The sequence below is a fragment of the Coprococcus comes ATCC 27758 genome (genome assembly GCF_025149785.1).
Taxonomy (GTDB): Bacteria; Bacillota; Clostridia; order Lachnospirales; family Lachnospiraceae; genus Allocoprococcus; species Allocoprococcus comes.
Map to the genome: position 1 here is coordinate 807,102 of NZ_CP102277.1, position 24,658 is coordinate 831,759.

The following is a 24,658-nucleotide window of genomic DNA, read 5'->3' on the forward strand; positions in this document are numbered from 1 at the left end:
ATGTCCGTCTCTTTTATAATATAGGATAGTTAAAACTTACTGCAGTTTGCATAAAACAACCCTGTGAAATACAGGGGTTGTACGTCAAAAGGAACAATCAGAACAGTAAAATGACTGGACTTTTCATATATGAACAGCTATAATAATATCGAACGAAAGTGTAAAAAAATTTTAACACAAGTAAAAGTTTTGACACAATCTAAGGAGGAACAAAGAAAATGGCAAGATCAATGAAGACCATGGATGGTAACCATGCAGCTGCTCATGCTTCTTATGCTTATACAGAAGTTGCTGCTATTTACCCGATCACACCTTCATCTGTAATGGCTGAAGCCACAGACGAATGGGCAACACAAGGAAGAAAGAATATTTTTGGTCAGACTGTTCAGGTAACAGAAATGCAGTCTGAAGCAGGTGCAGCAGGTACTGTACACGGCTCACTGTCAGCAGGTGCGCTTACTACTACTTACACAGCTTCCCAGGGCTTACTTCTTATGATTCCTAACTTATATAAAATTGCTGGTGAACAGCTTCCGGGTGTATTCAACGTATCTGCCCGTGCAGTAGCTTCACACGCTCTTAATATTTTTGGTGATCATTCAGATGTTTACGCCTGTCGTCAGACTGGATGCGCAATGCTCTGTGAATCCAGCGTACAGGAAGTTATGGACCTGACACCGGTTGCACATTGTGCAGCACTGAAAGGTAAAATTCCTTTCATTAACTTCTTCGATGGTTTCCGTACATCACACGAAATCCAGAAGATCGAAACATGGGATTACGAAGATCTGGAAGATCTCGTAGATAAGGATGCAATCAAGGAATTCCGTGCACATGCACTGAACCCGAACCATCCATGTGAAAGAGGATCAGCTCAGAACCCGGATACATTCTTCCAGGCTCGTGAAGCATGTAACCCATACTACGATGCTATGCCGGCAATCGTACAGGAATACATGGACAAAGTTAACGCTAAGATCGGAACAAACTACAAACTGTTCAACTACCATGGTGCAGAAGACGCTGAAAGCGTAATCATCGCTATGGGATCTGTTTGTGACACAATCGATGAAACAATCGATTACTTACTTGCTCAGGGCAAGAAGGTTGGTGTTGTTAAAGTTCGTCTTTACAGACCATTCTGCGCACAGGCACTTGTAGATGCAATTCCAGATTCTGTTAAGTACATCAATGTTCTTGACAGAACAAAAGAACCAGGATCTCTTGGAGAACCTCTGTACCTTGATGTTGTTGCAGCTCTTAAAGGAACCAAATTCGACGCTGTTAAGATCAACTCAGGACGTTACGGACTTGGTTCTAAAGATACAACACCGGCTCAGGTTGTTGCTGTATTCGAGAACGAAGCAAAAGCTAAATTCACAATCGGTATTGTTGATGATGTAACAGGACTTTCTCTTGAAGTTGGTGCTCCACTGGTTACAACACCAGAAGGAACAATCAACTGTAAGTTCTGGGGACTTGGAGCTGACGGAACAGTCGGAGCTAACAAGAACTCTATCAAGATCATCGGTGATAACACAGATATGTATGCACAGGCTTACTTTGATTATGATTCAAAGAAATCCGGTGGTGTTACAATGTCTCACCTCCGTTTCGGTAAGAAACCGATCAAATCTACTTACCTGATTCATAAAGCAAACTTTGTTGCATGCCACAACCCGTCATACATCAACAAATACAACATGGTTCAGGAACTTGTAGATGGTGGTACATTCCTTCTTAACTGCCCATGGACAGCAGAAGAACTTGACAAACATCTTCCGGGACAGGTTAAAGCATTCATCGCCAACCATGACATCAAATTCTATACAATCGATGGTATCAAGATCGGTAAAGAAATCGGACTTGGCGGACGTATCAATACAGTTCTTCAGTCTGCATTCTTCAAACTGGCTAACATCATTCCGGAAGAAGAAGCTATCGACCTTATGAAGAAAGCTGCAAAGGCTACATACGGTAAGAAAGGTGATAAGATCGTACAGATGAACTACGATGCGATCGATGCCGGAGCTAAACAGGTTAACGCTGTTGAAGTACCGGAAAGCTGGAAGAACTGCGAAGACGAAGGCCTGTTCACACCAGAAGTTAAGGGTGGAAGAGAAGATGCAGTAGCATTCGTTAAGAACATCCAGGCTAAAGTTAATGCTCAGGAAGGTAACACACTGCCTGTATCTGCATTCAAAGACTATGTAGATGGATCTACACCGTCAGGAACAGCTGCATACGAAAAACGTGGTATCGCAGTAGATATCCCAATCTGGCAGTCAGAGACATGTATCCAGTGTAACCGTTGTGCATATGTATGTCCGCACGCTGCAATCCGTCCGGTAGCTCTTACAGAAGAAGAACTTGCAAAAGCACCAGAAGGACTGAAAGCAATCGACATGATCGGTATGCCGGGAATGAAGTTCACAATGACTGTATCAGCTTATGACTGTACAGGATGTGGCTCTTGTGCTAATGTCTGCCCAGGTAAGAAGGGTGAAAAAGCTCTTGTTATGGGTAACATGGAAGAGAACGCAGGAGAACAGGTATACTTTGACTTTGGTACAGAAATCGAAGTAAAACCGGAAGTTGTTACTAAATTTAAAGAAAATACAGTAAAAGGATCTCAGTTCAAACAGCCACTGCTTGAGTTCTCAGGAGCTTGTGCTGGATGTGGAGAGACTCCATACGCTAAACTTATCACACAGTTATTCGGTGACAGAATGTACATTGCTAATGCAACAGGATGCTCATCTATCTGGGGTAACTCATCACCGTCTACACCTTACACAGTAAACTCTAAGGGACAGGGACCGGCTTGGTCTAACTCACTGTTCGAAGATGCTGCTGAGTTTGGTTACGGTATGTTACTTGCTCAGAAAGCAATCAGAGAAGGTCTGAAAGCGAAAGTTGAAGAAGTTGCTGCATCAGATAAAGCCAGCGAAGAAGCAAAAGCTGCTTGCAACGAATGGCTTGAAACATACGGATGTGGAGCTACTAACGGAACAGCTACAGACAAACTTGTTGCTGCATTAGAAGGATGCGACTGCCCGACATGCAAAGATATCGTTGAAAAGAAAGACTTCCTTGCTAAGAAATCCCAGTGGATCTTCGGTGGTGACGGATGGGCTTACGATATCGGATTCGGTGGTGTTGACCACGTACTTGCAAGTGGAAAAGATATCAACGTAATGGTATTCGATACAGAAGTTTACTCTAATACAGGTGGACAGTCTTCTAAGTCTACTAAGACTGGTGCTATCGCTCAGTTCGCAGCAGGCGGAAAAGAAACTAAGAAGAAAGACCTTGCTTCTATCGCAATGAGCTACGGTTACGTATACGTTGCACAGATCGCTATGGGTGCTGACTTCAACCAGACTGTAAAGGCTATCGCAGAAGCTGAAGCATATCCGGGACCATCCCTGATCATCGCTTACGCTCCATGTATCAACCATGGTATCAAGAAAGGTATGAGCAAAGCTCAGACAGAAGAACAGCTTGCAGTTGAATGTGGATACTGGAACAACTTCCGTTTCAATCCGGCAGCTGAAGGATCTAAGTTCACTCTTGACAGCAAAGCACCAGACCTTGCTGGATACGAAGACTTCCTTAACGGAGAAGTTCGTTACAACGCTCTTGCTAGATTCAATCCTGAAAAGGCTAAAGTTCTGTTTGCTAAGAACGAAGAAGAAGCAAAAGCTAGATATGCATATCTGCAGAAACTCGTTACACTGTACGGTTCTGAAGAATAAGATTGACTTGAATAGGGGTCAGGGACGAAAGTCTCTGACTCCTTTTGTCGTTGCACATTCAAAAGTCTGGGAGTGGTATGTGGTGGAAAGGGACTGGAAATTTATGTATAAATAGCAATTATCTCTTGCAAAAATGAAAATTTTATAGTATGGTTGATAAAGAAAATGATGAATATTCAGCTTGATAGAGGCGCGGGATTTATCAGTACCTTCTGAAAGATGCGGCAGGGAAGCCGACAGAAGAGAAAGGAAATACCGCCGAAGGAGCCGGAACCCCAACCCCGGTTTCTGGGACGATGCAGAAGATGCAGCGTACTGTCACACATGTGGAGCGCTATCGGAAGAACATTTAAGGAAGACTATACATGCCATGAATGCGTTTTGACGGTGCAAGCGTTATTCATGGCATTTTTATGTTTTAAAATAGGAGGTTTTTTAATTGAGAGAAAAAATGAAAAAGTTAAGCAGTCTGCTCGCAGCTATAATGATCTGCGTAATGGCAAGTCCCCTTGTCGCTTTTGCAGCAGACGCGGAAGAGTATGTACCGAAGATGTATGCCAGCATCTGGTCACTGGTTCCACCGGTGGTTGCGATCGCACTGGCACTGATCACAAAAGAAGTGTACAGCTCGTTATTTGTAGGGATTTTAGTGGGTGGAATGTTTTATTCCGGATTTTCCTTTGAAGGAACCATCACCCATATTTTTCAGGAAGGGATCGTAGGTGTTCTTTCTGACAGCTATAATGTGGGAATCCTGATTTTTCTGGTTATCTTAGGAACCATGGTCTGCCTGATGAATAAGGCAGGAGGATCTACCGCATTCGGTGAATGGGCAAGTTCCCATATCAAGAGCCGTGTCGGTGCACAGCTTGCAACAATCGTTCTCGGTGTGCTGATCTTTATCGATGACTATTTTAACTGTCTGACAGTCGGAAGCGTGATGCGTCCGGTAACGGATGCGCAGAATGTTTCCAGAGCAAAGCTTGCGTATCTGATCGATGCGACAGCAGCTCCAGTATGTATCATTGCACCGATTTCATCTTGGGCAGCAGCCGTTACCGGTTTTGTAGAAGGTGAAGATGGATTTTCGATATTTATCCGTGCAATTCCATATAACTTCTATGCAGTCCTTACCATCGTGATGATGATCGCAATGGTTGTGATGAGGGTTGAGTATGGCCCGATGAAGGTTCATGAAGATAATGCGAAAAAAGGTGATATTTACACCACACCGGACAGACCGTATGCAAATGCGGAGGAAGAGACAGTGGATAACGGTAAAGGAAAAGTAATGGATCTTTTGATCCCGATTATTTCACTGATCATCTGCTGTGTGATCGGAATGATCTACACCGGTGGGTTCTTTGACGGAGTCGGTTTTGTAGAAGCATTTTCAGGAAGTGATGCTTCCCAGGGACTGGTGTACGGAAGTTTCTTTGCTTTTGTGATCACAATCGTGCTGTATCTGGTAAGACGTGTGCTGAAATTCGATGAGTGTATGGCATGTCTCCCGGATGGATTTAAGGCGATGGTTCCGGCAATCCTGATTCTTGTTTTTGCATGGACACTGAAATCTATGACAGACAGTCTTGGAGCGGCGGAATATGTAGCAGGTATTGTAGCCGGAAGTGCGGAAGGTATGGTAAATCTTCTTCCGGCAATCATCTTCCTTGTGGGATGCTTCCTTGCATTTGCAACCGGTACAAGCTGGGGAACATTCGGAATCCTGATCCCGATCGTGGTACATGCATTTGAAGGAAAGAATGAGACGATGATGATCATTGCTATCTCCGCATGTATGGCCGGAGCAGTTTGTGGTGACCACTGTTCACCGATTTCGGATACAACGATCATGGCATCTGCTGGTGCACAGTGCAATCATATTAATCATGTCAATACACAGCTTCCATATGCGGCAAGCTGCGCGGTGATCTCGTTTATCACTTATATTATTGCCGGATTCGTACAGAGTGCATGGATCGCACTTCCAGCAGGAATCATCATGATGCTTGCCTTTGTGACATTCATGAAATTTTCACAGAAAAAGCAGACAGCAGCTTTTTCACAGAAGAAAGAAGCATAATAGAGAAAATGAGGAATGGCTTTCGTAGCTGTTCCTTATTTTATTTACGCGAGTAATGAATCAAAGTCCGTGCTTGCACGAGACCTTGGTGACTGCCGCGATAACTTGAGAAACTCGCGGAGCGTGTTTCTCATAGTTGGCGGAAAAGTCATAAAGAACTGGGGAGGTACAGCGGATTATGAAAAACAATTCCCACCAAGACCTTGTATCAAATCAAAGAAATGTGTACAATGTTATTTATGAGACTAACTACAGAACTTGGAGGAAATCATATATGGATTTAACAAAGCTTACAGCATATGAGATCATTGAGCACAGACCTCTTCCGGATCTGAAATCGGAAGGAGCGCTTTTAAGACATAAAAAGAGCGGTGCGAGGGTGCTTCTGATCTCCAATGATGATGAAAATAAAGTATTTAATATCGGATTCCGCACACCGACAACGAACAGTACCGGAGTGCCACATATCATGGAACATACTGTTCTGTGTGGCTCGGAAAAGTTTCCGACCAAGGATCCGTTTGTGGAACTGGTAAAAGGATCTTTGAACACCTTTTTGAATGCGATGACTTATCCGGACAAGACGGTATATCCGGTTGCAAGCTGTAATGAAAAGGATTTTCAGAATCTGATGGACGTGTATATGGACGCAGTTCTGCATCCGAATATTTATAAATACGAAGAGATCTTCCGGCAGGAGGGATGGAATTATCACCTGGAGGAAGCAGATGGGGAGCTTTCTTATAACGGAGTTGTTTATAATGAGATGAAGGGAGCTTTTTCTTCACCGGATGGTGTTCTGGACCGTATGATCCTGAATTCTCTTTTCCCGGATACGACTTATGCAAATGAGTCCGGCGGAGATCCGGATGTGATCCCGGAACTGACTTATGAAGAATATCTGAATTTTCACAGAACCTATTATCATCCGTCCAACAGCTATATTTACCTCTATGGAAATATGGATATGGAAGAGAAATTAAATTGGCTGGATCAGGAATATCTGTCTGCTTACGATAGAAAAGAAGTAGATTCTGAGATCCATCTGCAGAAGCCGTTTGAGCAAATGCATGATATCACAAAGCCGTATTCGATCGCAAGTAATGAATCGACAGAAGATAACACCTATCTTTCCTACAATAAGGTCATTGGGACTTCTCTGGATGAAAAGCTGTATCTGGCATTCCAGATCTTGGATTATGCACTGCTTTCTGCACCGGGAGCACCAATTACAAAAGCACTTCTGGAAGCAGGAATCGGAAAAGATATCAGCGGGTCGTATGACAGCAGCACCTATCAGCCGATCTTCTCCATTGTGGCAAAGAATGCCAATGAAGAACAGAAAGCAGAATTTGTAAAAGTGATCGAAGATACATTGAAGGCTATCGTAGAAAACGGAATGGACAAAAAGGCACTGGAAGCGGGAATCAATTACCATGAATTCCGTTACCGTGAAGCAGACTTCGGAGGCTATCCAAAGGGACTGATGTATGGTCTGCAGATATTTGACAGCTGGCTTTATGATGAGACAAAGCCGTTTATCCATGTGGAGGCACTGGACACCTTTGCGTTCTTAAAAGAACAGATCAATACCGGGTATTTTGAAAAGCTGATTCAGACATATCTTTTGGATAACCAGCATGGAGCACTGGTCACGATCGTGCCGGAACCGGGACGTACAGCCAGATTGGATGCGGAATTAAAAGAAAAACTGCAGGTATATAAAGAAGGCCTTAGCAGGGGAGAAATCGAAAAGCTGGTTGCAGATACAAAGCATTTACAGGAGTATCAGGAAGAACCGTCAAGTCAGGAGGATTTGGAGAAGATACCGATGCTGACAAGAGCGGATATTTCCCGCGAGATCGCACCGATTTATAATGAAGAGATGAAGATTGCAGATATCCCGACGGTATTCCATGAGATTGAGACGAACGGGATCGGTTATCTGGATCTGATGTTTGACCTTTCGGATGTGCCGGAAAAGGATCTCCCGATGGTGGGGCTTCTGCAGGCAGTTCTCGGAATCATTGACACTGAGCATTATGAATATGGAGAACTTTTTAATGAAATCAACAGACACACCGGAGGAATCGGAACTTCACTGGAGCTTTACCCGGATGTGACGAAAGTAAAAGAAAAAGAATTCAAGGCAACTTTTGAAATCAAAGGGAAAGCACTTTATGGACAGATTCCATTTGCCATCCGTATGATGAAAGAGATTCTGACAGCATCGAAACTGGATGATGAAAAACGTCTGAAAGAGATTCTTTCTATGACAAAGACCAGATTGCAGGATCGTTTCCTGTCTGCAGGACATTCCGCAGCAGCACTCCGGGCAATGTCTTATAAGTCACCGATTTCAAAATTCAAAGATACGACGAATGGAATAGAATATTACCAGAATATCCGTGAGATGGAAGAACATTTTGATGAGAAGAAAGAAGAAATCATCAGCGGATTGAAGGCTTTGTCGGAATTGCTTTTCAGAAAAGGCAATGTGATGATCAGTTACACAGCCTCAAGAGAGGGACTTGCCGTTTTGGAAGAGGAGATCGGAAGCTTAAAAGAAGCTCTTTATCTGGAGAGAACGCCAGAGAGCCGATGCATCCTGCACTGTGAAAAGAAGAATGAAGGATTTAAAACTTCTTCTAAAGTACAGTTTGCGGCAAAGGCAGGCAACTTTATCGACGCAGGGGAGGAATATAACGGGGCACTGCAGATCCTGAAAGTGATCATGAGTTATGAATACCTCTGGATCAATATCCGCGTAAAAGGTGGTGCGTATGGCTGCATGAGTAACTTCAACCGCATTGGTGAGGGCTATTTTGTATCTTACCGTGACCCGAATCTTGGAAGAACCCTGGAAATCTACGACGGAGTTCCGGAATATCTGGAGAATTTCACGGTCAGCGAACGCGATATGACAAAATATATTATCGGAACGATCAGCAACATTGATCAGCCGATGACTCCGGCAACCAAGGGAGACCGTTCCATGAACCTTTATATGAATCATGTCAGTGCAGAGATGATCAGAAAAGAAAGAGAACAGATCCTTACAGCAAACCAGGAGGATATCCGCGCACTTGCAGGTGTGGCACGTGCAGTGCTTGCAAATGATCAGATCTGTGTGATCGGAAATGAAGCAAAGATAGAAGAAGAAAAAGAATTATTTATGACAGTTGAGAATTTATTTTAGAAGGAGAATGCATGAGAGCAGATTTTAAATCAGGATTTGTAACGTTGATCGGCAGGCCGAATGTGGGGAAATCCACCCTTATGAACTATCTGATCGGTCAGAAGATCGCTATTACATCGAATAAACCACAGACTACCAGAAACCGGATCCAGACGGTACTTACGACCGATGAAGGACAGATTGTATTTGTCGATACACCGGGAATCCATAAGGCGAAGAACAAGCTTGGGACCTACATGGTAAATGTGGCAGAGCGCACCTTAAATGAAGTTGATGTGGTACTGTGGCTGGTTGAGCCAAGTACCTTTATCGGAGCCGGAGAGCAGCACATTGTGCAGCAGCTTGGAAAGGTGACAACACCTGTCGTGCTGGTCATTAACAAGGCAGATACCGTGAAGAAGGAAGATATTCTTCCGTGTATCGCAAAATACAATGAAGTATACCAGTTTGCAGATATCGTTCCGGTATCTGCGAGAACCGGTGAAAATACAGACGAGCTTTTAAAGGTCATCATGAAATATCTTCCGTATGGACCGCAGTTTTATGATGAAGATACCATTACCGACCAGCCGGAAAGGCAGATCGTGGCAGAGCTGATCCGTGAGAAAGCACTGCACTGCCTGAATGAGGAGATTCCACATGGAATTGCGGTATCAATCGAGAAGATGAAAGCACGCAAAAAAGTGATGGATATTGAGGCAACGATCATCTGTGAACGTGATTCACATAAAGGAATCATCATTGGCAAGCAGGGATCCATGCTGAAAAAGATCGGCAGTACGGCGCGATATGAGATCGAGCAGATGCTCGAATGTAAGGTAAATCTCCAGCTTTGGGTAAAAGTAAAGAAGGACTGGAGAGACAGTGATTTCCTGATCAAAAACTTTGGATACCGAGAAGACGAGTAAAAAATGTCAAGGTGTTTCTCTGAAAAACAGTTGGCAGATATTACGCAGTATAGCATCTGAAAATATGGGAGAACCTAATCTTAAAAGGCATAAGAAAAAGATGAGGTGACCGAAGGATGAATCAGGAATACTGGGATCAGTTTGCAAGAACAGGACGGGTGGAGGATTATCTCTCCTACCGGGAAAAGGAAGTCTGCAAAGCGAAAACGGAGAAATACGGGGACAAATGCAGTGAATCAGTTAACAACAATGACAGGGATGATTCTGTCGGTAGCACCGATTGGTGAGTATGATAAAAGAGTCGTGATCCTGACAAAAGAAAAAGGGAAAATATCAGCGTTTGCAAAAGGGGCGAGACGACCGAACAGTCCGCTTGCAGGGGCTTGTACACCTTGTAATTTCGGAAAATTCATGCTGTATGAAGGAAGAAATTCCAACACTCTCCAGTCGGCAGAGATCGAAAATTATTTTGCAGAGCTCCGCACGGATGTGGAAGCGGCATACTATGCATTTTATTTTCTCGAATTTGCAGATTTTTATACAAGGGAAGCCAATGACGAGCGGGAAATGCTGAAGCTTCTTTATCAGACGATGCGCGTGTTGACGAAAAAGATCATTCCATTTGAGCTGGTACGCTACATATTTGAACTGAAGGCACTCAGTGTCAGTGGGGAAGGACCGCAGGTATTTCAGTGTGTCAGATGCGGGAACAGGGAACGTCCCTGTGTGTTCAGTGTAAAGGAGGGTGGTTTGGTCTGCAGTGAATGCGGTCAGAATGTCTATGACGGAATGCGGCTGAATACGTCTACCCTTTATGCTATGCAGTTCATTGTCGGGACACCGGTGGAAAAGCTCTATACCTTTACCTTAAGCGATGAAGTTTTAAAGGAACTGGGAAAGCTAATGGGGCGTTATCTGGATGTATACGTGGCTCACAGATTCAAGTCGCTTGAGATTCTGGAGCAGCTCATAGGGCTGAAATAACCGGAAAATTGTATATTAGATTAGAAAATAAAGACAAATTCGGCAAAAATTAGCAGGATAAGCTTGCAAAACCTATATGCAATAGGTATAATAGGTGAATCAGAGAGGAATAAATGTTATCGCGATAAGTGGCGTTGTTCTTCTAACGAAAAATAAAAAGAATGCGAGGATTAGTGTTATGGTAGAAAAGACAATGGACAAAATTGTAGCTTTGGCAAAATCAAGAGGCTTTGTATATCCGGGGTCTGAAATCTACGGTGGGCTTGCAAATACATGGGATTATGGTAATCTGGGTGTTGAACTTAAGAACAACGTAAAGAGAGCATGGTGGAAGAAATTCGTACAGGAGAACCCGTATAACGTAGGTGTTGACTGTGCGATCCTGATGAATCCGCAGACATGGATCGCTTCCGGACATCTGGGAGGATTCAGTGATCCGCTGATGGACTGTAAGGAATGTCACGAACGTTTCCGTGCAGATAAGATCATTGAAGATTATGCACATGAGCATGGAATTGATATTCCGGACAGCATTGACGGATGGTCACATGAAGAGATGGAAGGATTTGTAAAAGAACACGAAGTTCCGTGTCCGACCTGTGGAAAACACAATTTCACGGAGATCCGTGAATTTAACCTGATGTTCAAGACTTTCCAGGGCGTAACAGAAGATGCAAAGAACGTTGTTTACCTTCGTCCTGAGACTGCGCAGGGAATCTTCGTAAACTTTAAGAACGTACAGAGAACTTCAAGAAAGAAGCTTCCATTTGGTATTGGTCAGATCGGTAAATCATTCCGTAACGAGATTACACCGGGTAACTTTACATTCCGTACCCGTGAGTTTGAACAGATGGAACTTGAATTCTTCTGCAAACCGGATACAGACCTTGAATGGTTTGCTTACTGGAAGAAATTCTGTCTTGACTGGCTGTTCTCTCTTGGACTTAAGGATGAGGAAGTCCGTTACAGAGATCATGACAAAGAAGAGCTTTCTTTCTACAGCAAGGCTACAACAGACGTAGAATTCCTCTTCCCATTTGGATGGGGCGAGCTGTGGGGAATCGCAGACAGAACAGATTATGACCTGACACAGCATCAGAATGTATCAGGACAGGATCTGACTTACTTTGATGATGAGACCAATGAAAAATACATTCCATACGTTATCGAGCCATCACTTGGTGCTGACCGTGTGGTACTTGCGTTCCTTTGCGCAGCATATGATGAGGAAGAACTGGAAGACGGTTCTACACGTACCGTTATGCACTTCCATCCGGAACTTGCACCGGTTAAGATCGGTGTACTTCCGCTTTCCAAGAAGCTGAATGAAGGTGCTGAGAAAGTTTATGCAATGCTGAGCAAGTATTATAACTGTGAATTTGACGACAGAGGAAATATCGGTAAGAGATATCGTCGTCAGGATGAGATCGGAACACCGTTCTGCGTAACTTATGACTTCGATTCAGAAGAAGACGGAGCAGTTACTGTTCGTGACCGTGATACAATGCAGCAGGAAAGAATTAAAATTGAAGATCTCAAAGCATACTTTGAGAAAAAATTTGAGTGGTAGAGATTTGAAAAGATCCGGATTTCCCAGGTTTGGGAAGTCCGGATCTTTTTGTGCAAAAAAAGTTTGTTTGGGAGGTTGTGAGACAAATGGGACAAATATAAGTGTTCAAATTCCGTTGTGCCAACCATTCTGAGGAGCCTCTGAAAGCGAAAATTATGTCAGCAGAGACTAGGGAGTGTAATCGTGATAGGTTGGCTAGAATGTGTGGATTTTGAGAAAAAATTTGATTTGTAAAAATAGACAAAGAAAATCGATGATATAGTTAAAAAATAGTTAATAAAAACAATGCCTATAGGGAAAAACTATTAAATATTCTGATAAATAATAAACAATAAAGAAAATTATTTAACGCTTGACTAATTGTAACGACAATTATATAATGAGACTAACGTTAAGGTTGGAAGATGAATATGTGAGATACTTGTTGTACAGACGGCGCGCACCGTTATTTAATGTATAGCATGAGCCGAAGGGGCAGGCAGAAACTCTCAGGCAAAAGGAACATATTCGGACAACACTCTGGAGAACAATATATATGTATTGTACCGAAGAAGTAGTCTGGACTATATAGCGCAAAAGTCCGGGTGATCTTTCAGGTGAACGGACAGAGGCAGACAAAAAAGATTTCAATGACGAAAACTTTTTTGCCTGTTTTTTTTGTACCCTAAAAAGGGGAATATTCAGAAAAATACATATATAAACGATAAAATTCTGAATCAAATACACCGGAAGGGGAGCAAAAAAGACCAGGTAGTTGGTTCTAAGGAGGTAAAAGAGAATGAACAGAATTGAAGATGTAACAAATTACATTACTGAATGTGATGAAGAAGTAGGGAAAGCGCTGCAGTTAGAACTTGACCGTCAGCGTAGAAACCTTGAACTGATCGCATCAGAGAATATCGTAAGCCCGGCAGTTATGCTTGCGATGGGAACTGTACCGACAAACAAGTATGCAGAAGGTTATCCGGGAAAACGTTATTATGGCGGATGCGAGGATGTAGATATTCTTGAAAATCTTGCAATTGAACGTGCAAAGAAATTATTCGGATGTGACCATGTATGTGTACAGCCGCATTCAGGAGCAAATGCGAATACAGCTGTATATCAGGCGCTGATCAAACCAGGTGATACAGTTATGGGACTGAACCTGGCACACGGCGGACATCTTACACATGGTTCACCGGTAAACCTTTCCGGTATCCTTTACAATTTCGTACCTTACAATGTCAATGATGACGGTGTTCTGGATTACGATGCAATCAGAAAGCTTGCACGTGAATGCAAACCAAAGATGATCGTAGCAGGAGCTTCGGCTTATCCAAGAGAGATCCGTTTTGATATTTTTGCAGATATCGCAAAAGAAGTTGGAGCTTATCTTTTCGTAGATATGGCACACATTGCAGGTCTTGTTGCAGCAGGACTTCACCAGAGCCCGGTTCCTTATGCTGATGTAGTTACAACAACAACACATAAGACACTCAGAGGACCTCGTGGTGGAATGATCATGTGCAAAGAAGAATATGCAAAAGCGATCAACAAAGCAATCTTCCCGGGAACACAGGGCGGACCTCTGATGCACATTATCGCAGCAAAAGCTGTATGCTTCGGAGAAGCATTAAAACCGGAATTCAAAACCTATCAGGAACAGGTTGTCAAGAATGCAAAAGCACTTGCAGAAGCCATGGTTGAAGAAGGATTCAACCTTGTCAGTGGTGGAACAGACAACCATCTGATTCTGGTAGATCTTCAGAACATGAACATCACAGGAAAAGAACTTCAGAACAGACTGGATGAAGTTTACATTACAGTTAATAAGAATGCAGTTCCGAATGATCCTGCAAGTCCGTTTGTGACCAGTGGAGTTCGTATCGGAACACCGGCTGTTACAACAAGAGGTCTGAAAGAAGAAGATATGAAGACCATCGCAAAACTGATCAAGATGACGATTACAGACTTTGATACCAAAGCAGATGAAATCCGTGCCGAAGTTACAAAGATCTGCGATAAATATCCACTTTATGAATAACAGGAGGAAAAAATAATGGAATTAAAAACACCCCTTTATGACGCTCATGTAAAAGCAGGTGGAAAGATCGTGCCGTTTGCCGGATACCTTCTTCCGGTTCAGTATGAGACAGGCGTGATCAAAGAGCATATGGCAGTACGTACACAGGCAGGACTTTTTGATGTATCTCATATGGGCGAAATCCTTTGTGAAGGAAAAGATGCTCTTGTCAATCTGCAGCACATCCTTACAAACGATTTTACAAATATGGTAGACGGACAGGCAAGATACAGCCCGATGTGTAACGAGAACGGTGGAACTGTAGATGACCTGATCGTATACAAAAGATCAGATGATCACTATTTTATCGTAGTAAATGCAGCAAACAAGGATAAGGATTATCAGTGGATGCTCGCACATCAGTCAGGAGAGGTTACATTTACAGATGTATCCGACCAGTATGGACAGATCGCTCTTCAGGGACCGAAGGCGATGGAAATCTTAAGAAAACTTACAACAGAAGAAAATATTCCAAAGAAATATTATCATGCAGTATTTGGCGCAGAAGTTGCCGGAATGCCTTGCATCGTATCCAAGACAGGATATACCGGTGAAGATGGTGTAGAGATCTACCTGGCAAGTGATCTGGCAGAAAAGATGTGGGAGACACTTCTTGAAGCAGGAAAAGAAGAGGGACTAATCCCTTGTGGACTTGGTGCTCGTGATACACTTCGCATGGAAGCTGCAATGCCTCTTTACGGACATGAGATGGATGATGAAGTATCACCTCTTGAAACAGGTCTGAACTTCGGTGTTAAGATGAAGAAAGACGAATTCATCGGAAAGAAAGCCATAGAAGACAGAGGAACACCAAAGATCGAAAGAATTGGTCTTAAAGTAACAGGAAGAGGAATCATCCGTGAACATCAGGATCTGTATGCTGGAGATCAGAAGATCGGACATACAACATCCGGAACGCATTGCCCTTATCTTGGATATCCAATCGCCATGGCACTTGTTGATGCCGGAAGCGTAGCAATTGGCGACAAGGTAGAAGCAGATGTACGTGGAAGAAGAGTGGAAGCAGAAGTTGTGCAGCTTCCGTTCTATAAGAGAGCAAAATAAAAGAAAATAATAACGAAAATAGATTAACAGTCCGGTCGCAGAAAAAAGCGATAGAGAGTGTTTGGAAAAGGCGATCGGCAGTTGAAAAGAAAAGGAGATTAAAATCATGGAAGTAAGAGCAGAATTAAAATATACAAAATCACACGAATGGGTAAAAGAAGAAGGTGGAGTCTGGACAATTGGACTTACGGATTATGCACAGTCAGCACTCGGTGATCTCGTATTCGTAAATCTTCCGGAAGCTGGAGACAGTGTAGAAGCCGGAGAAGTATTTGGAGATGTTGAATCTGTAAAAGCGGTATCAGATGTATACTCACCGGTAACAGGAGAAGTTGAAGAAATCAACGAAGAACTTCTTGACGCACCAGAAAAGATCAATGGCGCTCCGTATGATGCATGGTTCATCAAAGTAAAAGATGTATCGGGAACAGAGGAACTTCTTTCAGCAGAAGAATATGAGGCATTTGTAGCAAGCGAAGAATAATCAGGGAAAGGCGGTGGACCATTTATGGGAAGCTATGTACCGAATACAAAAGAACAGCGTCAGGAAATGCTGAAAGAAATCGGGTTTCAGACAATTGATGATTTGTTCGCACACATTCCGGCAGAAGTAAAGATCCAGGGCGGTCTTAATATTCCGGAAGGAAAAACAGAATTAGAAGTACGTCGTGATATGGAAAATATTGCTGCAAAGAATCAGGTCTTTAAGACGATTTTCCGCGGCGCAGGCGCTTACCGGCATTTTATTCCGGCAACAGTAAAGAGCGTGATTTCAAAAGAAAATTTATTAACTGCATATACTCCTTATCAGGCAGAGATCAGCCAGGGAATCCTGCAGTCGATCTTTGAATATCAGACCATGATCTGTGATCTGACAGGAATGGATATTTCCAATGCCTGCGTATATGATGGTGCAGAAGCATCCGCAGAAGGTGTGGCAATGTGCCGTGACAGAAAACGTAGCAAAGCACTTGTTTCAGCTACCGTGAATCCATATGTTCTTGAAACAATCAAAACATACTGCTTCGGTAATGAAATGGAAATAGAAGTAATTCCGGAAAAAGACGGACTTACAGATATTGAATATCTGAAAGAACATGTAGATGCACAGACAGCATGTGTACTGATCCAACATCCGAACTATTACGGTAATCTGGAAGAAGCAGCCGAGATTGGTGAGATCACACATGGAGCTGGTGCGAAATATGTGATGAATGTCAATCCGATTTCTCTCGGTGTAGTAAAGACACCGGCAGAATATGGAGCTGATGTGGCAGTTGGCGAAGGACAGCCACTTGGACTTTCTATTGCATTCGGCGGACCATATCTTGGATTTATGGCTGCAACACAGAAGATGATGAGAAATCTTCCGGGACGTATTGTTGGACAGACAGAAGACCACAATGGAAAGAAAGGTTATGTACTTACTCTTCAGGCAAGAGAACAGCATATCCGTCGTGAAAAAGCATCCAGCAATATCTGCTCAAACCAGGCACTCTGCGCACTTGCAGTAGGCGTTTATCTGGCAACAATGGGCAATGAAGGGATTAAGAAAGCAGCAACACTTTCAACTTCAAAAGCACATTATCTTTCAGCAGAACTTGCAAAAGTTGGATATCAGACCGAGAACAAAGGAGAATTTTTCCATGAATTCGTAACTGTATCCGATGTTCCGGCCGCAAAAGCACTTGCAGCACTTGAGGAAAAAGGAATCCTTGGAGGATTTCCGCTTGACGAACACAGAATTCTGTGGTGCTGTACAGAAGTGAATACCAAAGAAGAGATGGACGCAGTTGTTCAGATTCTGAAGGAGGTGCAGTAATGTTAATATTTGAAAAAAGCAGACCTGGAAGAGGTTGCGATTTACTGCCAGAATGCGATGTAGAAGTAACACTTCCACAGGAAAAAGATAAAAGAGAGAAAAAACTTCATCTGCCAGAGCTTTCTGAAATTGAACTGAGCAGACATTATACAGAACTTGCAAAGAAATCACATGGTGTGAATGATGGTTTTTATCCACTCGGATCTTGTACAATGAAATACAATCCGAAGATCAATGAAGATATGGCAGCACTTCCGGGATTCACAGAGATCCATCCACTGCAGCCGACACATACGGTACAGGGATGCCTGGAAGTCATCAAAGAATCTGAAAATCTTCTCTGCGAGATCACAGGTATGGATCGTATGACATTCCAGCCGGCAGCCGGTGCTCACGGAGAATTTACAGGACTTCTTCTGATCAAAGCATATCATAAGAGCCGTGGAGACGAAAAGAGAAAGAAAATTATCGTTCCGGATTCTGCACATGGAACCAATCCGGCAAGTGCGGCAATGGCAGGATTCCAGGTAGTCAGCATTGAATCTGCACCGGATGGTGGTGTTGATCTTGAAAAATTACAGGAAGTATGCGGAGAGGATACAGCAGGACTTATGCTTACCAATCCAAATACGGTAGGACTTTTTGATAAGAATATTCTGAAGATTACGGAGATCGTTCATAACTGTGGCGGACTTTGCTACTATGACGGAGCAAACTTAAATGCAGTTATGGGAACTGTTCGCCCTGGAGATATGGGATTTGATGTGATCCATCTGAATCTTCACAAAACATTCTCAACTCCGCACGGTGGCGGTGGCCCTGGAAGCGGACCTGTTGGATGCAAGAGCATGCTGGTTCCGTTCCTTCCATCTTATGTAGTAGATGGGGAAGAAGAACTGAAATTTGTAAAAGAACCACAGAGCATCGGTGAGATGAAGAGCTTCTATGGAAACTTTACAGTCATCGTAAAAGCACTTACTTATGTGAAGACACTGGGACGCGAAGGTATTCCGGAAGCGAGCCAGAATGCAGTTCTGAATGCAAATTACATGATGAACAAACTGAAAGACCTTTATACAATGGCGTATGACGAGGTATGTATGCATGAATTCGTAATGAGTCTTGCAGATTTGAAAAAGAAAACAGGAATTTCTGCAATGGATATTGCAAAAGGACTTCTTGATAACGGTATCCATCCACCGACAATGTACTTCCCGCTGATCGTTGAGGAAGCACTGATGGTAGAGCCGACAGAGACAGAGTCCAAAGAAACTCTGGATGAAGCAGTAGAAGTATTACGCAAACTGTATGAAATCGCAGAAACAGATGCCGAACAGCTTCATCAGGCGCCTGTTACAACACCGGTTACAAGAATGGATGAGGTTGGAGCAGCAAGACATCCATATCTGCGATACGAATGGCAGGACTAATAAGTTATAGCTTAAAGCGAGGGAAAAACTATGATTGAAAAGATTACTTATATTGAAAGCAATCAGTTCAGTCCATATAGAAATCTTGCAGTGGAGGAGTATTTGCTCCTCCACTGCGAGGATAAAGAATGTATTCTTTATCTGTGGCAGAATCAGAATACAGTTGTTATCGGACGGAATCAAAATGCTTGGAAAGAATGTAGAACAACAAAGCTTGAAGAAGAAGGTGGTCATCTTGCCAGACGCCTGTCAGGTGGCGGAGCTGTGTACCATGATCTGGGAAATATGAACTTCACATTTCTGATCAATAAAGAAGAATATAATCTGGACCGGCAGCTTCAGGTAATCATAGGAGCGATGGAGATCCTTGGATTGAAGGCTGAAAAATCCGGGCGTAACGATATCCTGATCGATGGAAAGAAATTCTCGGGGAATGCGTTTTATGAGCAGGAAAAGCATTGCTATCATCATGGCACGATCATGGTAGGAGTAAATATGGAAACCTTATCCAGATATCTGACTGTATCAAAGGATAAACTGAAATCAAAGGGGGTTGATTCAGTAAAATCCAGAGTGACAAATTTAAGAGATTATCTTCCGGAGCTTACAATGGAAGAACTGAAGGTGGCACTTAAACAGTCATTTGAAAAGGTATACGGATTAAAGGTACGTGATAAAAAAATAGAAGACCTTGATACCGGAGTAATTGCAGAAAGAGAGAAATTTTTCTCTTCATGGAACTGGCTTTATGGAAGAAAAATTGATTTTCAGTATGAGCTTTCCCACCGTTTTGGATGGGGAGGGATTACACTTCAGTTTGCAGTAGAATCAGGAAAGATCAAGGATGCAATTGCATGGTCGGATGCACTGAATCCGGATTTCATACATACACTTCCGAAGTATCTGAAAGGATTGAAGTACAGAAAGGAAAGTATCTGTACGGAATTGGGGCTTTTCTGGTCAGATGATCCACAGGAAGAAGAGATGATGAAAGACATTATCGAATGGATTCGGGGCGAGGAACTGTAGGAGGATGAAATAAAATGAGTGAGAAGTTTGATGTAGTAGTAATTGGAGCCGGTCCGGGAGGATATGTGGCAGCAATCAAATCTGCGAAGCTTGGAATGAAGACCGCAGTGATCGAAGAGAGAGAAGTCGGCGGAACATGCCTGAACAGGGGATGTATTCCGGCAAAAGCAATGATTCATGCATCGACATTATATCGTGAAATCAAAGAAGCGGATCGTTTCGGAATTTCAGCATCAGATGTTACTTATGATTTTGAAAAAATACTGGAATATAAGGAGCAGACAACCGGACAGCTTGTTCAGGGAGTAGAACAGCTTCTGCAGGCAAACGGCGTAACAAGATATTATGGAAAAGGCACACTTTTTGAGGGGAAAAAAGTTAAGATTACAGGGAATGAAGAACAGTCTGTCGAAGCAGAGAATGTCATTCTGGCTTCTGGTTCCAAACCACTGATTCTTCCGATTCCGGGAATGGATCTTCCGAGAGTTCTGACAAGTGATGAACTTTTTAAGCTGAAAGAAGTTCCAAAGAGTCTGGTTATCATCGGTGGTGGTGTGATCAGTGTAGAATTTGCAACCGTATATTCCGCACTTGGATCTAAGGTTACCATTCTTGAAGCAATGTCGCGCCTGGTTCCAAATATGGATAAAGAGATCGCACAAAACCTGAAACTGATCCTGAAGAAACGTGGCGTAGAAAGCCATACATCAGCAGCAGTACAGGGTGTGCATATGGAAGGGGATACTTGTGTATGTACCTTCGTTGAAAAAGAAAAAGAACAGACTGTAGAAGCAGAATATGTTCTGTGTGCAGTCGGAAGATGCCCGAATACCGACGGATTATTTGCAGAAGGTGCTGCTCCGGATATGGAAAGAGGACGCGTTCTTGTAAATGACAAATTCGAAAGCAGTATTCCGGGAGTCTATGCGATCGGTGATCTGATCTTTGGTGCACAGCTTGCCCATGCAGCAAGTGCACAGGGAATCGTTGTTGCAGAACAGCTGGCGGGAAAAGAACCTTCTGTGAATCTGGATGTGGTTCCGGGATGTGTTTATACAGATCCGGAAATCGCATCAGCAGGTATTACCGAAGATGCAGCCAAAGAACAGGGAATCAAAGTGAAGACTGGTAAATTTATCATGAGTGCCAATGGTAAATCGCTTATTACAAAAGAAGAAAGAGGATTTATCAAGATTGTGGCAGATGAAGAGACAGATGTGATTCTCGGAGCACAGATGATGTGTGCAAGAGCCACAGACATGGTTGGTGAATTTGTAACTGCGATCGCAAACAAAATGACGGTTGCACAGCTTTTGAAGGGAATGCGTGCACATCCGACGTATAATGAAGGAATCGGAGAAGCCCTGGAAGAAGCAGAGGGTGGAGCGATCCACGTTGTACCAAAGAAAAAGAAATAGAACTGTACAGCAGTAAGGGAATATGATAAAATATTCAGATATCAGCATATGCTGAAAAGTACAAAAAGGAAAATTAAATCATGTTATACGAAGAAGCAAGGGTATATTTGGATCATGTATCGAAATACGGAAGTGTACTTGGCTTAGATAGTATAAAGAGCTTATTGGGTGAGCTTGGAAATCCGCAGAAAGATTTGAAATTTATACATATAGCCGGGACTAATGGAAAAGGATCGATTCTCGCCGGACTCTCCGGTATCCTGCAGCAGGCTGGATACCGAACCGGAAGATACTGTTCTCCGACCGTGATGGGATATATGGAACGATTTCAGGTTGATAGCCAATGGATGGCGGAGGACGAGCTCGCCCCTTTTGTATCTCAGGTGAAAGAGGCAGCAGAAAAAGTAGAAGAAAAAACGGATCTCACCGTAACTGTTTTCGAGATAGAAACAGCGATCGCATTTCTCTATTTCAGAGAAAAACAGTGTGATTATGTCGTTCTGGAAGCCGGGATGGGTGGGCTTCTTGATGCGACAAATGTAATAGATACAACTGTTTTGAGTATTTTTGCATCGATCAGTATGGATCATATCGGAGTGCTGGGAAACACATTAGAAGAGATAGCAGAAAATAAAGCCGGAATTATAAAACCATCATGTCTGGCAGTTGTCACGTCGCCACAGCAGATGTCTGTGACCGATATTCTCCAGAAAAAGGCCGGAGAGTGTGGATGCCGGTTTGTGGTTTCGCATCCGGAAAAGGCTGTGATTTCTGAAGAAACGATGGATGGACAGATTTTCTCTTATGGAGAATATAAAGATATCCGTCTTCGCCTGGCTGGCAGATATCAGATTGACAATGCGGCGACAGTATTGGAAGCTGTGGATGCGTTAAGAAGGAACGGTGTTTCGATTCCGGAAGACGCTGTAAGAAAGGGATTTGTGAAAGTGACATGGCCTGGACGGTTTCAGGTACTTGAAAAAGAACCGACCGTGATCGCCGACGGAGCACATAACAGGGATGCCGCAAGAAGACTTGCGGAAAATGTGAGAACCTATCTGACGGACAGAAAGATTGTCGGTGTGATGGGGGTTTTTAAAGATAAAGAATATGAACAAATCGCAGAGATCATGGCTCCGTATCTTTCAAAGGTGTATACGATCGATCTTCCAAATGGGGAGAGGAATCTGGGAAAAGAGAGATTATGTGAAGTATTAAAGGCCAAGAACATACAGTCAGAACCGGCAGAGAACATTGCAGATGCGCTTGAAAAAGCAAAAGCAGAATGTGGGAAAGAAGATGTTGTTCTGGTGTTTGGTTCCTTATCTTATCTGGGAGAAGTGATAAGACTTGAACGGGAAACAAACGTGTTTGAAAGAAAAAAGGAAGAGAGAACATTATGGTAGATCATAAAAAAGTAGAACAGGCAATCCGTCTTTTACTGGAAGGAATCGGTGAAGATCCGGATAGGGAAGGACTGGCTGAGACACCGGACCGGATTGCAAGAATGTATGAAGAAATCTGTGGCGGAATGAATGAGGATGCAGCGGAACACCTGAAAAAGACATTTACAGCAGAAAACAATGAGATGGTTGTGGAAAAAGATATTACGTTTTATTCCATGTGTGAACATCATATGCTGCCATTTTACGGAAAGGTTCATATTGCCTATATTCCGGATGGAAAGGTAGTGGGACTTAGCAAGCTTGCACGGACTGTGGAAGTGTTTGCCAGAAGACTTCAGCTGCAGGAGCAGATGACAGCACAGATCGCGGATGCCCTGATGGAGAATCTTCATCCAAAGGGAGTAATGGTACTTGCTGAGGCAGAGCATATGTGTATGACCATGCGTGGAATCAAGAAGCCGGGAAGCAAGACGGTCAGTGTTGTTACAAGAGGTGCATTTGAAGAAAATGAAAAGCTGCAGAACATGTTTTTCCGTATGATAGGTTAGTGCGATGGAAATAAAACGAAAACTGGAAGAGCAGAGGAGCATGCAGAGAATCTGGAAAATATATGAGCATCCTCTTTTTATAGAAGGACTGGTAAAGAATAAAGATGCAGAAAAGGAAAGAATATTCTGCCATCATGATATGAACCATTTTCTGGACGTGGCACGTCTGATGTATATTTTTTCGATGGAGCGTGGATATGCCTTTGGAAAAGAAGAGATTTATGCGACGGCATTACTTCATGATATCGGGAAATGGCAGCAGTATAAGGCGGGAGTTCCCCATGAGATAGCGAGTGCTGAAATTGCAAAAAGGATTCTGGAAGAGACTGGATTTACAAAGGAGGAGTCGGACAGGATTCTTTTTGCAATTTTAAGTCACCGGGGCAATGCAGAAGAGACAGAAAATGCAGGGCAGGATAAGTGGCAGCTTGCAGAAATCCTTTATGATGCAGATAAGATTTCCCGTGCGTGTTATACGTGTCCGGCTGAGAAGGACTGTAACTGGAGCGGAGAAAAGAAGAATCAGAAAATCATCTGGTAGAAAACGAGGAAACAAAATGAAAATTGGGAATAAAGAATTTGACACAGCAAAACATACTTATATTATGGGAATCTTGAATGTGACACCGGATTCTTTTTCGGACGGGGGAAAGTGGAACGGTTATGATGCGGCAATGCGTCATGCAGAAGAGCTTTTAGAAGGCGGAACCGATATCCTGGATATCGGAGGAGAGTCCACAAGACCAGGACACCAGCAGATTACGTCAGAAGAAGAAATTACAAGAACTGCGCCGGTTATCGAGGCTGTTAAAAAGAATTTTGATGTGCCGGTTTCGATTGATACTTATAAGAGTGATGTGGCAGAGGCAGCACTTCAGGCAGGGGCAGATCTGGTAAATGATATCTGGGGATTCCAGTACGATGAAAAGATGGCAGGTCTTGTGAAAAAATATGATGCGGCATGCTGTCTGATGCATAATAAAAATGAGGCGGTGTACAAGAATTTCCTGAAGGATATGTATGCAGAATTGCAGAAGTGTGTAGATACAGCGAAAGCGGCTGGGATTGGAGATGACCGGATCATGCTGGATCCGGGGGTTGGATTTGGAAAGACCTACGAGATGAACCTGGATGTGATGAAGCATCTGGAGCTTTTTAACGGACTTGGATATCCGATGCTTCTTGGAACTTCCAGAAAATCCATGATCGGTCTGACACTGGATCTGCCGGTAACAGAAAGAGAAGAAGGAACTCTTGTCACAACCGTGATGGCAGTACAGAGTCATTATGGATTTGTGCGCGTTCATGATGCTGAGAAAAACCGCAGAGCGATCAAGATGACAGAAGTGATTCTGGCAAGAGAGTAAGCAGGA

Annotated in this window: 18 protein-coding genes and 2 riboswitches; all 18 genes read left to right on the forward strand. The window is 43.1% G+C overall.

The features are described 5' to 3' along the window. The first annotated feature begins 218 nt into the window (after positions 1 to 218). The 18 genes from nifJ to folP all read left to right on the forward strand — a co-directional run bounded on the left by nifJ (position 219) and on the right by folP (position 24,652). Positions 219 to 3,758 carry a pyruvate:ferredoxin (flavodoxin) oxidoreductase gene (gene nifJ, locus NQ556_RS04180; RefSeq protein ID WP_022220673.1) on the forward strand — a complete coding sequence of 1,180 codons (3,540 nt, stop codon included), beginning with the start codon at positions 219 to 221 and terminating at the stop codon, positions 3,756 to 3,758. A gap of 177 nt (positions 3,759 to 3,935) precedes the next feature. Beyond that, positions 3,936 to 4,103, forward strand: a riboswitch (Lysine riboswitch). Between the two features lie 106 nt (positions 4,104 to 4,209). Next, positions 4,210 to 5,841 (forward strand): Na+/H+ antiporter NhaC family protein, encoded by a 1,632-nt coding sequence (locus NQ556_RS04185; protein ID WP_204576135.1) that lies wholly within the window; start codon positions 4,210 to 4,212, stop codon positions 5,839 to 5,841. A gap of 274 nt (positions 5,842 to 6,115) precedes the next feature. Then, positions 6,116 to 9,040 (forward strand): insulinase family protein, encoded by a 2,925-nt coding sequence (locus NQ556_RS04190; protein ID WP_022220671.1) that lies wholly within the window; start codon positions 6,116 to 6,118, stop codon positions 9,038 to 9,040. 11 nt (positions 9,041 to 9,051) lie between these two features. Beyond that, positions 9,052 to 9,948, forward strand: coding sequence for a GTPase Era (gene era / locus NQ556_RS04195; protein ID WP_008372068.1), 897 nt, complete (start codon positions 9,052 to 9,054; stop codon positions 9,946 to 9,948). Positions 9,949 to 10,064: 116 nt separating this feature from the next. Beyond that, positions 10,065 to 10,235: a hypothetical protein gene (locus NQ556_RS04200; protein ID WP_022220670.1), complete on the forward strand. Its 171-nt coding sequence runs from the start codon at positions 10,065 to 10,067 to the stop codon at positions 10,233 to 10,235. Beyond that, positions 10,180 to 10,932: a DNA repair protein RecO gene (gene recO, locus NQ556_RS04205; RefSeq protein ID WP_022220669.1), complete on the forward strand. Its 753-nt coding sequence runs from the start codon at positions 10,180 to 10,182 to the stop codon at positions 10,930 to 10,932. Before NQ556_RS04200 ends, recO begins: the two co-directional genes overlap by 56 nt. 178 nt (positions 10,933 to 11,110) lie before the next feature. Further along, positions 11,111 to 12,502 (forward strand): glycine--tRNA ligase, encoded by a 1,392-nt coding sequence (locus NQ556_RS04210; RefSeq protein ID WP_022220668.1) that lies wholly within the window; start codon positions 11,111 to 11,113, stop codon positions 12,500 to 12,502. A gap of 401 nt (positions 12,503 to 12,903) precedes the next feature. Continuing rightward, positions 12,904 to 13,016: riboswitch (glycine riboswitch) on the forward strand. 264 nt (positions 13,017 to 13,280) lie between these two features. Beyond that, on the forward strand, positions 13,281 to 14,528 hold the full coding sequence (locus tag NQ556_RS04215; RefSeq protein WP_008372062.1) for a serine hydroxymethyltransferase: 1,248 nt from the start codon (positions 13,281 to 13,283) through the stop codon (positions 14,526 to 14,528). Positions 14,529 to 14,543: 15 nt separating this feature from the next. Then, positions 14,544 to 15,632 carry a glycine cleavage system aminomethyltransferase GcvT gene (gene gcvT, locus NQ556_RS04220; RefSeq protein WP_008372061.1) on the forward strand — a complete coding sequence of 363 codons (1,089 nt, stop codon included), beginning with the start codon at positions 14,544 to 14,546 and terminating at the stop codon, positions 15,630 to 15,632. A gap of 106 nt (positions 15,633 to 15,738) precedes the next feature. After that, a complete protein-coding gene (gene gcvH, locus NQ556_RS04225; protein WP_008372058.1) occupies positions 15,739 to 16,116 on the forward strand; it encodes a glycine cleavage system protein GcvH in 378 nt (125 codons plus the stop codon). 24 nt (positions 16,117 to 16,140) lie between these two features. Continuing rightward, positions 16,141 to 17,454, forward strand: coding sequence for an aminomethyl-transferring glycine dehydrogenase subunit GcvPA (gene gcvPA / locus NQ556_RS04230; RefSeq protein WP_008372055.1), 1,314 nt, complete (start codon positions 16,141 to 16,143; stop codon positions 17,452 to 17,454). Further along, positions 17,454 to 18,884, forward strand: a complete 1,431-nt coding sequence (gcvPB, locus tag NQ556_RS04235) for an aminomethyl-transferring glycine dehydrogenase subunit GcvPB (RefSeq protein ID WP_008372053.1) — start codon at positions 17,454 to 17,456, stop codon at positions 18,882 to 18,884. Before gcvPA ends, gcvPB begins: the two co-directional genes overlap by 1 nt. 30 nt (positions 18,885 to 18,914) lie before the next feature. Beyond that, positions 18,915 to 19,913, forward strand: coding sequence for a lipoate--protein ligase (locus NQ556_RS04240; protein WP_008372051.1), 999 nt, complete (start codon positions 18,915 to 18,917; stop codon positions 19,911 to 19,913). A gap of 14 nt (positions 19,914 to 19,927) precedes the next feature. Beyond that, positions 19,928 to 21,331, forward strand: coding sequence for a dihydrolipoyl dehydrogenase (lpdA, locus tag NQ556_RS04245; protein WP_022220667.1), 1,404 nt, complete (start codon positions 19,928 to 19,930; stop codon positions 21,329 to 21,331). A gap of 80 nt (positions 21,332 to 21,411) precedes the next feature. Further along, positions 21,412 to 22,737, forward strand: a complete 1,326-nt coding sequence (locus NQ556_RS04250; protein ID WP_008372047.1) for a bifunctional folylpolyglutamate synthase/dihydrofolate synthase — start codon at positions 21,412 to 21,414, stop codon at positions 22,735 to 22,737. Then, positions 22,731 to 23,285 (forward strand): GTP cyclohydrolase I FolE, encoded by a 555-nt coding sequence (gene folE, locus NQ556_RS04255; RefSeq protein ID WP_008372045.1) that lies wholly within the window; start codon positions 22,731 to 22,733, stop codon positions 23,283 to 23,285. Before NQ556_RS04250 ends, folE begins: the two co-directional genes overlap by 7 nt. A 4-nt stretch (positions 23,286 to 23,289) precedes the next feature. Continuing rightward, positions 23,290 to 23,826, forward strand: coding sequence for an HD domain-containing protein (locus NQ556_RS04260; protein ID WP_008372043.1), 537 nt, complete (start codon positions 23,290 to 23,292; stop codon positions 23,824 to 23,826). 16 nt (positions 23,827 to 23,842) lie between these two features. Continuing rightward, positions 23,843 to 24,652 (forward strand): dihydropteroate synthase, encoded by an 810-nt coding sequence (gene folP / locus NQ556_RS04265; protein WP_008372041.1) that lies wholly within the window; start codon positions 23,843 to 23,845, stop codon positions 24,650 to 24,652. Positions 24,653 to 24,658 lie beyond the last annotated feature (6 nt).

Excerpts from the sequence above, each read along its gene's own strand:
- nifJ (WP_022220673.1), top strand. The coding sequence starts at position 219 with ATGGCAAGATCAATGAAGACCATGGATGGTAACCATGCAGCTGCTCAT.
- NQ556_RS04185 (WP_204576135.1), top strand. The coding sequence starts at position 4,210 with ATGAAAAAGTTAAGCAGTCTGCTCGCAGCTATAATGATCTGCGTAATG.
- NQ556_RS04190 (WP_022220671.1), top strand. The coding sequence starts at position 6,116 with ATGGATTTAACAAAGCTTACAGCATATGAGATCATTGAGCACAGACCT.
- era (WP_008372068.1), top strand. The coding sequence starts at position 9,052 with ATGAGAGCAGATTTTAAATCAGGATTTGTAACGTTGATCGGCAGGCCG.
- NQ556_RS04200 (WP_022220670.1), top strand. The coding sequence starts at position 10,065 with ATGAATCAGGAATACTGGGATCAGTTTGCAAGAACAGGACGGGTGGAG.
- NQ556_RS04210 (WP_022220668.1), top strand. The coding sequence starts at position 11,111 with ATGGTAGAAAAGACAATGGACAAAATTGTAGCTTTGGCAAAATCAAGA.
- NQ556_RS04215 (WP_008372062.1), top strand. The coding sequence starts at position 13,281 with ATGAACAGAATTGAAGATGTAACAAATTACATTACTGAATGTGATGAA.
- gcvT (WP_008372061.1), top strand. The coding sequence starts at position 14,544 with ATGGAATTAAAAACACCCCTTTATGACGCTCATGTAAAAGCAGGTGGA.
- gcvH (WP_008372058.1), top strand. The coding sequence starts at position 15,739 with ATGGAAGTAAGAGCAGAATTAAAATATACAAAATCACACGAATGGGTA.
- gcvPA (WP_008372055.1), top strand. The coding sequence starts at position 16,141 with ATGGGAAGCTATGTACCGAATACAAAAGAACAGCGTCAGGAAATGCTG.
- gcvPB (WP_008372053.1), top strand. The coding sequence starts at position 17,454 with ATGTTAATATTTGAAAAAAGCAGACCTGGAAGAGGTTGCGATTTACTG.
- NQ556_RS04240 (WP_008372051.1), top strand. The coding sequence starts at position 18,915 with ATGATTGAAAAGATTACTTATATTGAAAGCAATCAGTTCAGTCCATAT.
- lpdA (WP_022220667.1), top strand. The coding sequence starts at position 19,928 with ATGAGTGAGAAGTTTGATGTAGTAGTAATTGGAGCCGGTCCGGGAGGA.
- NQ556_RS04250 (WP_008372047.1), top strand. The coding sequence starts at position 21,412 with ATGTTATACGAAGAAGCAAGGGTATATTTGGATCATGTATCGAAATAC.
- folE (WP_008372045.1), top strand. The coding sequence starts at position 22,731 with ATGGTAGATCATAAAAAAGTAGAACAGGCAATCCGTCTTTTACTGGAA.
- NQ556_RS04260 (WP_008372043.1), top strand. The coding sequence starts at position 23,290 with ATGGAAATAAAACGAAAACTGGAAGAGCAGAGGAGCATGCAGAGAATC.
- folP (WP_008372041.1), top strand. The coding sequence starts at position 23,843 with ATGAAAATTGGGAATAAAGAATTTGACACAGCAAAACATACTTATATT.